The organism is Roseovarius amoyensis, from assembly GCF_003260265.1.
Taxonomy (GTDB): Bacteria; Pseudomonadota; Alphaproteobacteria; order Rhodobacterales; family Rhodobacteraceae; genus Roseovarius; species Roseovarius amoyensis.
Genome location: NZ_QITQ01000041.1, coordinates 1 through 14,344, shown reverse-complemented (window position 1 = coordinate 14,344; position 14,344 = coordinate 1). Strand labels below are relative to the sequence as shown.

General features: G+C 64.4%; 14 protein-coding genes. 8 read left to right on the top strand and 6 right to left on the bottom strand.

What is annotated here, in order from left to right:
• Window positions 1-179: 179 nt before the first annotated feature.
• Window positions 180-695 (top strand): hypothetical protein, encoded by a 516-nt coding sequence (locus DL899_RS18135; protein ID WP_111735749.1) that lies wholly within the window; start codon window positions 180-182, stop codon window positions 693-695.
• A gap of 265 nt (window positions 696-960) precedes the next feature.
• On the opposite strand, the gene DL899_RS18130 is transcribed toward DL899_RS18135, so the two are convergent.
• Both DL899_RS18130 and DL899_RS18125 read right to left on the bottom strand, forming a co-directional pair.
• Complete coding sequence (locus tag DL899_RS18130; RefSeq protein ID WP_111735748.1) at window positions 961-3,501, bottom strand: cation:proton antiporter; 2,541 nt, start codon at window positions 3,499-3,501, stop codon at window positions 961-963.
• Window positions 3,502-3,619: 118 nt separating this feature from the next.
• Window positions 3,620-4,498, bottom strand: a complete 879-nt coding sequence (locus tag DL899_RS18125) for a LysR family transcriptional regulator (RefSeq protein WP_111735751.1) — start codon at window positions 4,496-4,498, stop codon at window positions 3,620-3,622.
• 154 nt (window positions 4,499-4,652) lie between these two features.
• On the opposite strand from DL899_RS18125, the gene DL899_RS18120 reads away from it, so the two are divergent.
• From DL899_RS18120 to DL899_RS18110, 3 genes are read left to right on the top strand one after another with little or no spacing between them, the layout of a single operon-like run.
• Window positions 4,653-5,315 carry a 5-formyltetrahydrofolate cyclo-ligase gene (locus DL899_RS18120; RefSeq protein WP_111735747.1) on the top strand — a complete coding sequence of 221 codons (663 nt, stop codon included), beginning with the start codon at window positions 4,653-4,655 and terminating at the stop codon, window positions 5,313-5,315.
• Entirely contained in the window at window positions 5,312-5,671 is a 360-nt protein-coding gene (locus DL899_RS18115) for a DUF488 domain-containing protein (RefSeq protein WP_111735746.1), read from the top strand. The genes DL899_RS18120 and DL899_RS18115 overlap by 4 nt, the downstream gene beginning before the upstream one ends.
• Window positions 5,671-6,696, top strand: coding sequence for an NAD(P)H-dependent flavin oxidoreductase (locus DL899_RS18110; protein WP_111735745.1), 1,026 nt, complete (start codon window positions 5,671-5,673; stop codon window positions 6,694-6,696). The genes DL899_RS18115 and DL899_RS18110 overlap by 1 nt, the downstream gene beginning before the upstream one ends.
• Window positions 6,697-6,765: 69 nt before the next feature.
• On the opposite strand, the gene folE2 is transcribed toward DL899_RS18110, so the two are convergent.
• From folE2 to DL899_RS18090, 3 genes are all read right to left on the bottom strand, one after another.
• Window positions 6,766-7,788: a GTP cyclohydrolase FolE2 gene (gene folE2 / locus DL899_RS18105; RefSeq protein WP_420821000.1), complete on the bottom strand. Its 1,023-nt coding sequence runs from the start codon at window positions 7,786-7,788 to the stop codon at window positions 6,766-6,768.
• On the bottom strand, window positions 7,751-8,452 hold the full coding sequence (locus tag DL899_RS18100) for an RNA polymerase sigma factor (RefSeq protein ID WP_111735743.1): 702 nt from the start codon (window positions 8,450-8,452) through the stop codon (window positions 7,751-7,753). Before DL899_RS18100 ends, folE2 begins: the two co-directional genes overlap by 38 nt.
• A 232-nt stretch (window positions 8,453-8,684) precedes the next feature.
• The gene (locus DL899_RS18090) at window positions 8,685-9,569 is read right to left on the bottom strand and encodes a LysR substrate-binding domain-containing protein (protein ID WP_111735741.1); all 885 of its coding nucleotides are present in this window, start codon (window positions 9,567-9,569) and stop codon (window positions 8,685-8,687) included.
• A gap of 98 nt (window positions 9,570-9,667) precedes the next feature.
• Here DL899_RS18090 and DL899_RS18085 point away from each other — a divergent pair, with 98 nt between their 5' ends.
• From DL899_RS18085 to DL899_RS18070, 4 genes are all read left to right on the top strand, one after another.
• Window positions 9,668-10,372, top strand: a complete 705-nt coding sequence (locus DL899_RS18085) for an SDR family oxidoreductase (protein WP_111735740.1) — start codon at window positions 9,668-9,670, stop codon at window positions 10,370-10,372.
• Between the two features lie 31 nt (window positions 10,373-10,403).
• Complete coding sequence (locus tag DL899_RS18080; RefSeq protein ID WP_204355356.1) at window positions 10,404-10,613, top strand: DUF6552 family protein; 210 nt, start codon at window positions 10,404-10,406, stop codon at window positions 10,611-10,613.
• Window positions 10,614-10,734: 121 nt separating this feature from the next.
• Window positions 10,735-11,379 carry a TRAP transporter small permease subunit gene (locus tag DL899_RS18075; RefSeq protein ID WP_338049663.1) on the top strand — a complete coding sequence of 215 codons (645 nt, stop codon included), beginning with the start codon at window positions 10,735-10,737 and terminating at the stop codon, window positions 11,377-11,379.
• A 5-nt stretch (window positions 11,380-11,384) separates the two neighbouring features.
• Window positions 11,385-12,773, top strand: a complete 1,389-nt coding sequence (locus DL899_RS18070; RefSeq protein ID WP_111735738.1) for a TRAP transporter large permease — start codon at window positions 11,385-11,387, stop codon at window positions 12,771-12,773.
• A 96-nt stretch (window positions 12,774-12,869) separates the two neighbouring features.
• Here the strand turns inward: DL899_RS18070 and DL899_RS18065 are convergent, their stop codons facing one another.
• On the bottom strand, window positions 12,870-13,970 hold the full coding sequence (locus DL899_RS18065; protein ID WP_111735737.1) for a TRAP transporter substrate-binding protein: 1,101 nt from the start codon (window positions 13,968-13,970) through the stop codon (window positions 12,870-12,872).
• Window positions 13,971-14,344 lie beyond the last annotated feature (374 nt).

Genomic DNA, 14,344 nt, shown 5'->3' with positions numbered 1-14,344 from the left:
GGCCCTTGGCGGCAGACCACCCGCCGTGGTCTATTGGCAGAGAAATGAAACAACCAACCCCGATCAGCAGATGCAAAGAGTAGCTTGAATTACGCCAGATCCTGTCCAACCGATGGGGAGTAGCTCACCGGTAAACCCGGGGCGGTTCAGTCAGGATTCCCAAGCCGTCGGAAGGATTCTTGGATATTGTCGGTACCGCGGAGGTCTTGCACCGACCCGCACTCGATATTGTTGTCACTGTCCTTGATGGTCTCCTAGAGCGGGTTGAGACGTGCCAGCCGCGCCGTAAGTTCAAAAGTTTGTACGTCCATCCGGAAGATGTTCGCCGGGCTCTGTCGTACAATCCGCCGGATGGCTTTATGACTGTTGGCCAGGCTGCTGACAAGTTGGGGCTTCCGCCTGATAGCATTTACGCACTTTCGGCGTGTAGCGATGTAGCCGGAAAGCCGATCTTCACAGAGCATTTCTTCGATAACTCAGGCAGTGCCAAACAGCGTATGATTGCAGTCAAAGAGGTGGTTGAGTTTTCGGAGCGATTCATCTCTTTGAAAGAGTATTCCGAAATGGTGGGGATTGGCCCGAGGGGTGCCAGCAAACAGCTGACGAACGAGGGCATCTCGCCTATTGCGCCGCGGGAGATCGTGCTTCGTGCGATCTATGATCGGCAGGAGGTTCTTGAGCTTGTAGATTCGTAGGCCCCGGCCCCAAGAAACTGTTGATAGCGAGATGAAGCCGCCCGATAGGGCGGCTTTTTTGTTGAATCTTACGAACTATTTTTGGCAGTTTTATACCCACCCGACTGGCACTTTTGCCTGCCGGGAAGCTAAAAAAATACAATGAAATCAATGGCTGATTTTGTGTTGTGTCCCTCAATTGGCCGTATTTTCAACACCCGCGCCCCGGGCCTGACCCGGGGCCCCTGTACTAGCTGGGCGAGGCACCGGGTCAGGCCCGGGACGTTCAAGCGTCGGTTGCGTGCGGAGCCTGCTGTTTCTCGTCCGCGTCCGCGCGCACGATGTCGGGCGGCTCGATCCCCCGCTTTTCGGCGCTCTGGCGGACGGCCTCGCGCAGGGTGGGGCTGCCCGCCAGCAGGCGGCGAAAGCGCTGCTCGTCCAGCACCAGCAGCGTCGAGGGGGCGATGGCGCGCACATCGACCCGGCGGGGGCGCTGCATCAGGATCGCCAACTGGCCGAACATCTCGCCCCGGCCCAGGCGCCAGGTCTGCCCGGCGCCTTGCATCTCGACCGCGCCGGAGGCGATGAAATATACGCTTTTCGCCGCGGTGTCCTTGCCGGTGATCACCTCGCCGGGGTTGACATAGCGGGTCCGCAGGGCGCGGCCCAGGCGTTTGAGCGCGACCTCGTCGAGGTCGGAAAAGAGCGGAATCTGTCGGACCAGTTCCGAGCGTTGCAGCATGATGTCCAGCGGCGGGCGTTCCTCGGCCACGGCGCGGCGGGTGGCGACACCCTGCATCAGTGCGGTATAAAGCTCGGCCCCGATCAGCCCGTCCTCGCGCATGGTGGCGTATTCGCGTTCCTCCAGCCGCAGGGCGGTGCTGCGGATGAACCGGCGTTCCAGTTCCTCGGCATAGCCGGGGTATTGCAGGCGCAGCCCCTCGAGCGCGGATTCGACCGTCTCGACCCGCCGGTTCAGCAGCTCTTGCAGCAGTTCGGCTACACGGCGGCCGTGAATGCGGCGGATGCGCCCGTTGATGAAGCCATCGAGATCACGCAGGATCAGCCGTTGCGACAGCAGCAGCTCGAACCGATCGGCGGTCATACGGGCCAGCGGGTGCGAGATGCGCAACCGGTTGTGCAGCTTGACCGCGATGCGAAACACCCAGCCATAGGCGATGCTGCGGCTCGCCGCGCGCCGATAACCGCTGCGCCCGCCGCTGCGCGCCACTTCGATCAGGCGGCCCGCGTCCGACAGGATGCGCTCGCTCATCCTGACTGAGATCGTGCGCTCGCGCATGCTCTTGAGGATGGCATCGCGTTCGGCCCCGGCCAGCGCGATCAGTCCCAGCGTGATGCGGTCGCGGTCCAGGATTTCGCGGCGTTCCTCTGCCGCCTTCACTGCGTCGTCCAGCCGCTCGCCGAACTGCTTGGCCTCGGCGCGCACGATCTCGCGCGACAGGTCATAGCTTTCGGTGGCGCGCGCGACGTCCTCTCGCACCGTCTGCAAGGCCACGGCGACGACCTGCCGCGACAGCGCCTCGTCCAGCGGGGACAGGCGGTCAAGGCCCAGCCAGCCGATGACCGAGCGCAGGGTCGTGCCCTGCACGATCAGGGTAAACAGGGTGAAACCCGTCGCCAGGATGCCGACCAGGCGCTTGACCTCGACCGGAACCCGAAAGCTTTCGGTTACGGCCAGCGCCAGCGCCAGGGTGACGGCGCCGCGCAGTCCGCCCCACAGGATCGCGACGCGGTAGGGGCGCTCGACCACGGGCGACAGGCGGGCAAGGCTGAGCAGCGGCAAGAGGCCAAAGAGGATCACCAAGCGCGCGGCGATGGCGGCGACGATCACCATGCCCAGCAGCGCGACGTCGGTCAGGCGGACCTGTTCCAGCAGACGCGGGATCAGCAGCGCCGCAAGGATAAAGATCAACGCCCCCGCCCAGTGCGCAAGCAGTTCCCAGACATCGCGCAGATTGGTCCATGCGGTCGGGGTCAGCCGGCCGGGGCCGGCCAGGTTCAGCGTCAGCCCGGCGGCCACCACGGCGATGACGCCCGAGGCGCCGACGCTTTGCTCGGCGCCGATATAGGCCAGGTAGGGCAGGGCGACCGACACCGATATCTGCGCCAGTTCGTAGCGGGCGAACAGCGCCATGATCCATATCCCGATCCGCGCCGCCAGCCAGCCGGTCAGCGCCCCGCCGGCGATAAGGATCGGAAAGCGGACCAGCGCGTCCGACAGCGTCGGATCCGGTACGCCCAGCATGACGAAGCCCATGAAGAGGCCAAAGAGCGCGATGGCGGCGGCGTCGTTAAGCAGGCTTTCGCCTTCGATGATCCGGGCCAGCCGCCGGGGCGCGGAAATCGAGCGAAAGATGTTGACCACGGCCGAGGGGTCGGTGGTGGACACGATGGACCCGATCAGCAGGCAAGCCACCAGCGGCAGGGTGCTGACCCAAGCCAGGGCATAGCCCACCAGCAGGGTGGCGACGACTACGGCGACGACCGCGAGCACCAGGATTGGCACCCAGTCATCCAGCATCCGCCGCAGGTCCATGCCCAGCGTCGCCTGGAACAGCAGGGTCGGCAGGAACACGTAAAGAAAGACGTTCGAGCGAATCGGCAGGCCGAGAATGGCCTCAGCCACGGGGTTGAGCGCATCGGTCATCTCGGTGCGCAGGAAAAAGATCGCGGTGGCGGCGATCATCATGCCCAGGATCGCCAGGATCACGCTGTAAGGCAGGCGCAGACGCGCGGCCAGCGGCTCGGCCACGCCGATGACCACAAAGAGCGACGCAATAATCGTGGTGACGATGACGATGTCCATACCGCTCAACCAACCCAATTCCACCGCCACATAATCGGTGAATGCAGCAAACCGAAGTGGCAGTGTTCAAATTTTTCAGCCCATGCAGGGGGTGTTCCGCCCCGGCGGTGCCGCCTTGTCAAATCCCGCCCCGGGGGCGGTCGGCCGTTTCTGCCCGGTCGCGTCCGTACCGCGCGCCGAGCCGCTTGATCATCGGGTCGATGACGTCCCGATTACGGTCCTCGCGCAGCAGCAGCCATGCCGGAAGGTCAAAGACCGGCGCGTCGGGAACCTGCCGCAAGATACCCCTTGCGATGCAGGCGTCCACGATGCGGGCTGGAAAATAGCCGCATCCGCCGCGCCGGAACAGGTATTGCAGGCCAAGCCATCCGATATTTACAGATAAAACCGGCCCGGGAAAACCCGGATATCCGGCGCTGAACTGGTTTGCGAATTCCTGCCCCCAATCGACATGGATGTAATCCTCGGGCAGCATCGCGCCATCGGGGTCGGTGGTGACCATAATCAGCCGCTCGGTCAGCAGTGGGCGCAGCTCCAGGTTGGGCCGGCGCTGGGGGGTGTACATGGCCGCGATGTCCAGCCGCCCGTCGACGATGCCCTGCATCAGGTCCGGCTCGAACCCGATCTCGGCGCGAAACGAAATGCCGGGATGGTTCGCCCCGCACTCGGCCACCCAAGGGGCCAGCAGGTCATCCCACAGGCCGACGCGGGCGCCGATGCTGATGCGGGCTGAAAAGCGGTTGGGCAGGCCGATTTCGCGCTGCGCCTGTTCCAGTGCCCGCACCATTTGCCCGGCATGGACGAGGAAATGCTCGCCATCATTGGTCAGGACCGCGCCGGCCTTGTTGCGAGTAAAGAGCCGCCTGCCAAGCAGGTCTTCGAGCGCGTGAATGCGGGCGCTGACGGTGGACTGGGTGACGTGCAGCCGCTCGGCCGCCGAAACAAAGCTGCCGGTATCGGCCACGGCCAGAAACGTTCGCGCGTGTTCGATGTTCATTGGGGTGATTATATCGAAAAATGTGATATCAAAAACCAATTAAATTCGCTTTCACGATTTCAGACGATGCGCGAAACTGCAGCCGCCCGATGGCGGACAGCCATGCCGGGGCCAGTGCCATGCGCATTCCGCCCCAGCCGGAAGGAGGCCGACCATGACCCAACGCGGATTTGCGTCCGCCCCGTGCTATATGCGCGATCTCGACGACGATGCTGGTGCGGTCTGGCCCGCCGATCCGGGCAATGCGGTGGACGTTGCGCGCTGGCGCAAGGCGATGCGTGAGAACCTGATAGATGCGCGCCTGTGCCTGACGCCGCGGAAACAGGCGGTTGCGGTGCGCCAGATCGCGGCGGCGCTGGATGCGCATGTCGGCCCCTGCGAGGGGGCGAACATTGCCGTCTACTGGCCCCTTAGGGGAGAGCCGGACCTGCGCGACTGGATGCGCGGCGCCGTGGCGCGCGGCGCGCGCATCGCCCTGCCAGAGGTGGTGGGCAAGGCGCAGCCGCTGGTCTTTCGTGAATGGGTGCCGGGCTGTGCCATGCGGCGCGATGCCCTGAACATCCCGGTTCCCGATACAATAGGCCAGTTGACGCCCGAGATCGTGATCGCCCCCGTGGTCGGGGTCGACGCGCAAGGCTATCGGCTGGGCTATGGCTGTGGTTTCTACGACCGGACGCTGGCGGCGCTGACGCCGCGCCCCAGGGCCATCGGCGTCGGTCACCTGCTGGCCCGTCTGCCGACGATCAACCCGCTGGGGCATGACATTCCGATGGATGCCGTGATTTTGGCCGATCCGGCACGCGCGGGGGTACAATGACAGATATCCGCATAAAGCGCGCCTATCGCGCAGCGCGGGTGTCAGACGGGCAGCGCATCCTGGTCGATCGTCTCTGGCCGCGCGGCATGGCCCGCCACCGTTTGCGCATCGCCGCCTGGGAAAAGGACATCGCCCCCAGCGATGATCTGCGCCGCTGGTTCAACCACGACCCCGGCAAATGGGAGGAGTTCCGCAACGCCTATATCGCCGAGCTGGACCAGAACCCCGAGGCCGTAGACCGGCTGTGCGACATGGCGCGCAAGGACCCGGTGACCCTTGTCTATGGCGCCAAGGACGAAGCCCATAACAACGCGGTCGTGCTCAAGGAATATCTGGAACGGAGGCTGGAAACCTGATGGCAAACCCGCTGCATCGGCCGATCTGCGACATGCTAGGCTGCGAATACCCCGTGCTGCAGGCCGGGATGGGCGGGGTCGCCCGTTCGGAACTGGCGGCGGCGGTGTCGCAGGCCGGGGGCTTTGGCTGTCTCGGCATGGTGCGCGAACCGGTCGAACTGATCGCGCGCGAAATCACCGAAACCCGCAATCGCACCGCGCGCCCCTTTGGCGTCAACCTGATCCCGTCGGCGACCGATCCGGCGCTTTTCGCCGAACAGCTTGAAACCTGCCGCGCAGGCGGGATCGAAACGCTGGTCTATTTCTGGGACGTGTTGCCCGATGCCGTGGTCCGGGCCAAGGAAATGGGGATGCGGGTGATCTATCAGGTCGGGTCGGTCGAACAGGCCCGCACGGCCGAGGCGGCGGGCGCCGCCGCCATCATCGCCCAGGGGGTCGAGGCAGGCGGGCATGTGCATGGCGGGGTGTCGTCGCTGGTGCTGGTGCAACAGGTGGCAGAGGTGGTGGAGATTCCCGTGATCGCCTCGGGCGGGTTCGCCACCGGCCGCAGCCTGGCCGCCGCGATGGCGCTGGGGGCGCAGGGCATTCACTGTGGCACGGCGTTCGTTGCGGCGAGGGAATCCTTTGCCCATGACCTGCACAAGGACCGCATCGTTGCCGCCGCCGCCGAAGACACCGTTCACACAGACGCCTTTGTCATCAACTGGCCCAAGGGCGCGGCCGTCCGCGTGCTGCGCACCGGTGTGACCGACCTGTTGGGTGATCGGCTTTACGGTCACGATCCGGATACGATCCTGAAACATGAAATCGCCGAGGAAGAGGGCAGGCCGATCTACCTGTGGAGCACGGATTCACCGCTGCGTTCGATGACCGGCGATCTGGCGCGATTGGCGCTGTTCGCCGGCCAATGCGCCGGCCAGGTGCGGGACATTCGGCCGGCGGCGGATATCGTGCGCGCCATCGTGGACGAGGCCGTGACCTGCATCGCGGAAATGGGCGCCCGGCAAGCCCTTCAGGACGTCTGACACCAGATCAGACCGAACCCGCCCCGGGCCTGACCCGGGGCCCCGATATCTGCTGGGCGGCTGTCCGGGTCAGGCGGACCGCGACACCGTGCCGAACAGCCTGGGGTCGAGGCTGGCCGAGACAAAGCTTTCGCCGGCCGTCAGCACGCTGATGGCGTCGTGGCTGTGCAGGCTTTCCTGATGGCTGGCGATGATGCGGAAATCGCCGATGCGTGGGTCATTCTGCAACTGCTCGCAGAACAGCCGCGCCGCATCCTCGACAAAGATCGGGTTGGCGGCGTTGAGTTCGGCGAATGCCTGCTCGTCCTCGCGCTTGACCATGACCTGGGTTTCGGTGGGCACCGCCGCGCGGGCCATGTCGATCAGGTCTTCGAACCAAAGTTGCTTGTGGCCGACAACCTCGACCGAGATCCGCGCCACCGAGCGCTGCGAATGCGGCGTCGCCAGCTGCCCGCGCGCCTGCCGGGCGTGTTCGCTGAGTTCCAGCGAACACGGGCAGGTCGAGGAATAGACATAGTCGAGATGCACGAACCGCTGCCGCATGGCGCTGGTCTCGGTCAGTTCCATTGCGATGTCGTAGTATTGGTAGCCTTCCAAGCCAGAGCGAAGGGAAGAGACCTTGAGGGGATAGGAAAACCGCAGCTGCAGCCGGGCGTCATTGCTTTCCAGGTCGAAAAGGTAGTCGTCCAGCACCGCCGACAGGGTGTCGAAACCGAAAGGCGTCTCCGCATGGCGGTAAAAGCTGCGCATGATGCGGGACATGTTGATGCCCTTCTTGCTTGCCTCCAGGCTGACGGCGCCGCTTACGGAGACCTGCAACGTCACCTCGCCGCCGTCGCGGCACGCAAAGCGCAGCGGCAGGTGGAAATTGGAAATCCCCACATGCTGCAACTTGCGCCGCGCCCCCCGGATCAGCGAGGACGGGCCGTTCTGCAAATCGGGCATCGAGGCGCGATAGGCCACATCGGGGATGAAATCCTGCGGGTAGTCCCGGGCAAGGGTGGGGTAATCCCGCAGATCGGGGGCGGGTGGGTTCAGTTGTGCGGCTTCCATGTCAGAGCCTCCCGTCGGCCTTGAGCGCGGCAACGACACGGTCGGCCATGTGAACGCAGCGCATGCCGTCGAAGGGGAATATCGCCTCGAACCCGCCGCGCGCCTGTTTTTCGAGCGCGGTGCGCAGCCGGGCGCGCGCCCGAAAGAGCCGCGTCTTGACGGTGATCGGGTTGATCTGCAGGGCCTTGGCGACCTCGGCGGTGGTCAGCCCCTCGGTTTCTCGCAGGATGAAGACCAGCCGCAGGTCGGGCGGCAGTTCGGCCACAGCCTTTTCGACGATGGCGCGGATTTGTGCTCGGGCGAGGGTGGTTTCGGCCGGCTCGCTGCCCTGGCCGGGAAAGGCGAGGATCTGGGATGTGTCGTCTTCGGTCACGGTATCATATGCCTCGTTGGGGCGATGGCGCCGGCGCTGCATTTTTGCGGTGTTGATGGCGATCCGCGTGATCCAGGTGGTAAAGCGCGCCTCCTCGCGAAAGCTGTCCAGCCTGGAAAAGGCGGCAAGATAGGTGTCCTGCACGACGTCCTCGGCCTCGGCATCGGTGACGACGATGCCGCGCGCGACGCGAAAGAGACGCGGGTTCAGGCGGCGGATCAGTTCGCGCACGGCCGCTTCGCTGCCGTTGCGGGCGGCGCTGACCAGCTTGGCCTCGGCGGTGGTCGCGTTGGGGATGGGGTGACCCTGGCGGGCGGTGCGGGCGCTCATGATTGCGGCTCCGCGTCCGTGCGGGGATTGGTGCAGCCCACCCCTGTCGCCGGAACAATATCGGGTGTCGGGGCGGTCTGGATCAGTTGGATCATTTCGGGTTCCTCGTCGGTTCTGCATGAGGTGCGTTTGATTGACACCTGCCCATTGGATGCAGAATAGCGCAAAAGGTTCCCGTATTTCGTATCGCGCAGGGATGCGCGGCGGGTTCTCCAGTTGATCGCGATACGCACTAGCCTTCGGACCCGGCCTCGCCCATCGACTGGAACCAGCGAAAGGCGGTGTCGGCGGCCCGTCCGCGCAGCGACTGCCGGGGCGCGACCAGATAGAAATCCTGTCGGCCCGGCATGGGGCGCGGCGAGATTTCGACCAGCGCGCCGGCGGCCAGGTCGCGGGTGACAAGGAACCGGCTGACCAGCGCGACGCCCTGTCCCGAAAGGGCCGCGTCGATGGCCAGCGAGGTCTGGTTGAGGCGCACACCGCGCCCGCCGTGATCCGGTACCGACAGGAATTTCAGGAACTCGGGCCAAAGGTCGTGGGAATCGTGGATGCGGGGCAGGCCCGCCAGGGTTTCGGCGTTCAGCGGCAGCACTCTGTCCTGCACCAGCCGGGGGGCACAGACGGCGATGATTTCCTGCCGGAAAAGCCGCACCACCCGCAGCGCGGCGCCCGAAGGGGGCGTACCCTGCCGCACGGCCAGGTCGATGCCGTCGGCGTGAAAGCTCGACACCCGCTCGGTGGCCAGCACCCGCAGCTCGATATCCGGGTGGGTGGCCGAAAACACTGGCAGGTTCGGGATCAGCCACTTGGCGGCAAACGTCGGCGTCACGCTGACCAGCACGGTATCGGGGGCGGGGCGCAGCTCAGCCGTGGCGTGGCGCAGGTCGGCAAATGCGGCGGCGATACGGGCATGATAGGCGCGCCCCGCGGGGGTGAAGGCAAGACCCCGTGGCCGGCGGTCGAACAGCGGCATTCCCAGATGCCCCTCTAGCGCGCGGACCTGCTGGGCGACGGCGCCCTGGGTGACGCCCATCTCGTCGGCGGCGGCGCGAAAGTTCAGGTGCCGACCGGCGGCGTCGAAGGCGCGCAGCGCATTAAGCGGGGGAAGGTCTGCCATCAGGAAATAGTATTCCTATAGTCAGGAAACATCAAACCTGTCGCGTAAATACGTGAGTATGTTTCTACATTGCCCCTGAACAAGATTGGAGGAACACCATGACAGTAGAAAAAGTGGCACTTGTCACCGCGGGCGGCAGCGGCATGGGGGCGGATGCGGCGCGCCGCCTGGCGGCGGATGGGTTCAAGGTCGGCATCCTGTCCTCTTCGGGCAAGGGCCAGGCGCTGGGCGAGGAACTGGGCGGTTTTGGCGTAACCGGGTCGAACACGTCGCAGGATGACCTGTCTGCCCTGATCGCGGGCGCGCAAGAGCGTTGGGGCCGGGTGGACGTGCTGGTCAACTCTGCCGGGCATGGGCCCAAGGGACCGGTGCTGGAAATCACGGACGACGCCTGGCACGAGGGGATGGAGGTCTATCTGCTGAACGTGATCCGGCCCACGCGGCTGGTAACGCGGCTGATGCAGGGGCAGGGTGGCGGTGCGATCATCAACATCTCGACCTTTGCCGCGTTCGAGCCCGACCCGCTGTTCCCGACATCGGGCGTCTTTCGCGCCGGGCTGGCCGCCTTTGCCAAGCTTTTCGCCGACAAGTACGCGGCCCAGAACATCCGCATGAACAACGTCCTGCCGGGTTTCATCGACAGTCTGCCGGAAACCGAAGACCGCCGCGCGCGCATCCCCATGGGCCGCTATGGCCGGGCAGAGGAGGTGTCGTCGTTGATATCCTGGCTGGCGTCGGACGGGGGCGCCTATATGACCGGGCAGAACCTGCGGATCGACGGCGGCCTGACCCGTGCCGTCTGAGGCGGCGTTGCATGCGGGCCGGGGGCAGCGGATGGCGTTCGCGGTGAAATGGGTGGCGTCTGTCATCCAGATCGGCGGCTATTCGGCCACCGCCTTTGGCTGGACGCCGGCCAACCTGTACCTGTTCCTTGTCGGCCTGCTGGGCTGGTTCGCGGTGGGCGTGATGTGGAAGGACCGCGCAATCATGCTGATTCACCTGGTTGCGCTGGCCGTCATGGTCGCGGGAATGAGCAGCGGTTGACGTGCAGGGCGGGGCGGCTGACAGCGCCCGCACGTTGGCCACTGCCCGGCGCGCCAGGCCACCCAGAGCCGCCTGTCGCGCCAGAACAACCCCGAAAGTTGCGAGATCGGAGGGGTTTTTCTTGCGTTTGGGCAAGCTGCCGTGGCATCCGGTATCCGTGATGCCGGTTGACCGAGGGGGCGGCGGGCAACAGACAAGCAAGATGGAGGCGCCGGGCGTGCAGGGACTGAACGCGCTGTTGCGGGCGATAAACGCGCTGAACCGTTTCGTGGGGCGGGTGTTCGCCTGGCTTGCACTGGGGATAGTCCTGGTCTGTTTCTGGGTCGTGGTGGAACGATACCTGTTTTCGACGACCCGTCTGTGGATGCAGGACCTCTATGTCTGGCTGAATGGCGCCATGTTCACCGCCGTGGCCGGCTTTGCGCTCTTGCGCGAACAACATGTGCGCGTCGACGTCTTCTATCGCACCGCCAGCAACCGCAGCAAGGCATGGTCCGACCTGGTCGGGACGGTGTTCTTTCTGCTGCCGTTCGTCGTCGTCGTGTTCATCTACGGGCTGCCATTCGTGCAACGATCCTGGCGGTTCATGGAAGGCTCGGCAAACGTTGGCGGGATGCCGGGCCTTTATATTCTCAAGACCTTCATACTGGTGTTTGTCGTGTTGCTGGGGCTGCAGGCGGTGGCGATGCTGGTCCGCTCGATCATGGTTCTGGCCGGGCGCGACGACATGGTGCCGGATGACTACAAATACGGAACGTTGGAGTAGCCGGCATGGATCCTGTTTTTCTGGGAGAGCTTCTTTCGGGGCTGATGTTTTTTGGCGTGATCGGCATGCTGCTGCTGGGCTACCCGGTGGCCTTTACCCTGGCCGGCACGTCGCTGATCTTTGCCCTGGTGGGGTACGGGCTGGGGGTGTTCGACCCGACCAATTTCGGCGCTCTGGCCAACCGCTATATCGGCTTCATGACCAACGAGGTGCTGGTGGCAGTGCCCTTGTTCATCTTCATGGGCGTGATGCTGGAACGATCGGGGATTGCCGAGCAGCTGTTGACGACGATGGGCCGGCTTTTTGGGCGGATGCGCGGGGGCTTGGGCATCTCGGTGATTCTGGTGGGGGCGTTGCTGGCGGCCTCGACCGGCATCGTCGGGGCGACCGTGGTGACGATGGGGCTGATCTCGCTGCCGGCGATGGTGCGGGCGGGGTATGACCCGAAACTGGCCACCGGCGTGATCTGCGCCAGCGGGACGCTGGGCCAGATCATCCCGCCCTCGACGGTGCTGATCTTCATGGGCGACATGCTGGCCGGCATCAATTCGCAGGTGCAGATGGCCAAGGGCAATTTCGCGCCCACGCCGGTGTCGGTGGGCGACCTCTTTGCCGGGGCCTTTCTGCCCGGGTTCCTGCTGGTCAGCATCTATATCGGGTTTGTCCTGTTCAAGGCGGTCGTTGACCCGCAATCCTGCCCCGCCACGCCGGTCCCCGAGGAAGAGCGCAAGGACCTGCCGCGCGAGATCCTGGTGGCGCTGGTGCCGCCGCTGATGCTGATCACCGCAGTGCTGGGGTCGATCCTGGGCGGCATCGCCACCCCGACCGAGGCCGCATCGGTCGGTGCGGTGGGGGCGATGGTGCTGGCCACGCTGCGCTGGCGGATGTCGCTGGCCACCCTGCGCGAAGTGGTCGTGAACACCGCCCTGATCACCTCGATGGTGTTCATCATCCTGTTTGGCGCGTCGGTGTTTTCCGTCGTGTTCCGTCAGATGGGCGGCGACAACCTGGTGCATGAATTCCTGACGAACCTGCCCGGTGGGGTGATCGGTGCCGCGATCGTGGTGATGGCGATCATGTTTGTACTCGGGTTCATCCTGGACACATTCGAGATCATCTTCATCATCATCCCGATCACCGCGCCGATCCTGCTGGACCTCGGGCTCGATCCGATCTGGCTGGGCGTGATGGTGGGCATGAACCTTCAGACCAGTTTTCTGACGCCGCCTTTCGGGTTTGCGCTGTTCTATCTGCGCGGTGTCGCGCCCGGATCGATCAGTACCGGCATGATCTATCGCGGTGCGATTCCCTTTGTGCTGTTGCAGATCGTGGCGATGGCGCTGCTGTTCGTGTTCCCCGAGATCGTGACCTGGCTGCCCAGCGTCCTGCACTGACCGGCGCGAGGTTGACGCGCGCATGAAAAAGGGCCCGGGGCGTGGTATCGCCCCGGGCCCCTTCCCGTCTTGATTGCCTAGCCTGTTCAGGCAAGATCAGCTCATGTCAAAGTACTTCTCGCGCGCCATGACAAAGGACTGATCGGTGCCCTCGGTCCGGGTGCGCAGAATGTCCAGCGCGCCGAGATAGCTCTTCATGGTTTTCTGAACCAAAGCGTCGCCATTGTCGCGCACTTCTGTCAGCACTTCCTTCGCGGCATTGGCTGCTGCCTGAAGAATGTCGTCAGGGAACTGGTTGTGCGTGATCACGCCATGATCGTTGACCAGCGTCGCCAGGGCGCGCGGATCGTTGGCGTACATGTCCGAGGCGACGTTGTCGTATTCGGCCTGTGCCGCATCGCGCACGATGGCTTGCAGGTTCGACGGCAGCGCCTGGTACTTGGCCTTGTCCACGACCACCTCGGTCGCCAGACCCGGCTCGTTGAAGGACGAGGTGTAGTAGTGCTTGCAGACCTGGTAGAAGCCCAGCGCAAGGTCGTTGTAGGGCCCGACGAATTCAGCCGCGTCAAGGGTGTTGTTCTGCAGCGCCTGAAAGATTTCGCCGGCCGCCATGTTGGTGACCGAGACGCCCATCTTCTGCCAGACCTGGCCACCCAGACCCGGCGTGCGGAAACGCATGCCCTGAATGTCGTCGAGGCTGGTCAGCTCGTTCTTGAACCAGCCGCCGGCCTGCGTGCCGGTGTCGCCCGACAGGAAGCCCTGGACGCCGAACTGGTCATAGATCTCGTCCCAGATTTCCTGCCCGCCCATAAAGCGGACCCAGGCGGTCAGCTCGCGCGAGGTCATGCCGAAGGGCACGCCGGTAAAGAAGGACAGCGCGACCGACTTGTTCTGCCAGTAATAGGCGGCGCCGTGGCTCATCTCGGCCGAGCCGTCGATAACCGCATCCAGCGCCTGCAGCGGCGGCACCATCTCGCCGGCAGCAAAGACCTGAACGGTCAGTTGCCCGTCACTGGCGGCGGTGATGCGATCGGCCAGGCGCTGCGCGCCGACGCCCAGACCGGGAAAGTTCTTTGGCCAGGTGGTGACCATGCGCCAGGTCATCTTGCCTTGCGCAACAGCGGGCGCGGCCAGCGCCGACGCGGCAGCGGCCGTCCCGGCGAACGACGCGTTTTTCAGAAATGAACGACGATCCATTTAGGTTCTCCTCCAAGATTCATACGCGGCCAACCGGCAGCGACAACAACACATTAGCAGCAAGATTTCCCAGATAACAGTGATGCATATGGCCAAACGCCGTAAGCCCGGAAATTTTTCCATACCGGCACCGTCGGTTCCTGTCCAGAAAAGCCTGGCAACGGGAATGCAGGGAAAAGGGGGAGCGGCTCGGTAAAACGGCTCTTTCGCATTTGTTTGCTCCTTCGCGCTTGAGCAAACCCTACATTAGAGCGGGTTGCGTCTAATCGGTTTCATAGCCTGCAGCCTTGAAGAAGTTGTAGCATTCCTCGTCAGTGAAGAGATCACAGACGTGACCGACCGCGCGCCAGAGGTCATCGTAGGTCCGCGCGGCG

What these genes read in the sequence shown, in the direction of transcription:
- DL899_RS18130 (WP_111735748.1), bottom strand. Translation starts at nt 3,501, where the DNA reads ATGGACATCGTCATCGTCACCACGATTATTGCGTCGCTCTTTGTGGTC.
- DL899_RS18125 (WP_111735751.1), bottom strand. Translation starts at nt 4,498, where the DNA reads ATGAACATCGAACACGCGCGAACGTTTCTGGCCGTGGCCGATACCGGC.
- DL899_RS18120 (WP_111735747.1), top strand. Translation starts at nt 4,653, where the DNA reads ATGACCCAACGCGGATTTGCGTCCGCCCCGTGCTATATGCGCGATCTC.
- DL899_RS18115 (WP_111735746.1), top strand. Translation starts at nt 5,312, where the DNA reads ATGACAGATATCCGCATAAAGCGCGCCTATCGCGCAGCGCGGGTGTCA.
- DL899_RS18110 (WP_111735745.1), top strand. Translation starts at nt 5,671, where the DNA reads ATGGCAAACCCGCTGCATCGGCCGATCTGCGACATGCTAGGCTGCGAA.
- DL899_RS18100 (WP_111735743.1), bottom strand. Translation starts at nt 8,452, where the DNA reads ATGAGCGCCCGCACCGCCCGCCAGGGTCACCCCATCCCCAACGCGACC.
- DL899_RS18090 (WP_111735741.1), bottom strand. Translation starts at nt 9,569, where the DNA reads ATGGCAGACCTTCCCCCGCTTAATGCGCTGCGCGCCTTCGACGCCGCC.
- DL899_RS18085 (WP_111735740.1), top strand. Translation starts at nt 9,668, where the DNA reads ATGACAGTAGAAAAAGTGGCACTTGTCACCGCGGGCGGCAGCGGCATG.
- DL899_RS18080 (WP_204355356.1), top strand. Translation starts at nt 10,404, where the DNA reads ATGGCGTTCGCGGTGAAATGGGTGGCGTCTGTCATCCAGATCGGCGGC.
- DL899_RS18070 (WP_111735738.1), top strand. Translation starts at nt 11,385, where the DNA reads ATGGATCCTGTTTTTCTGGGAGAGCTTCTTTCGGGGCTGATGTTTTTT.
- DL899_RS18065 (WP_111735737.1), bottom strand. Translation starts at nt 13,970, where the DNA reads ATGGATCGTCGTTCATTTCTGAAAAACGCGTCGTTCGCCGGGACGGCC.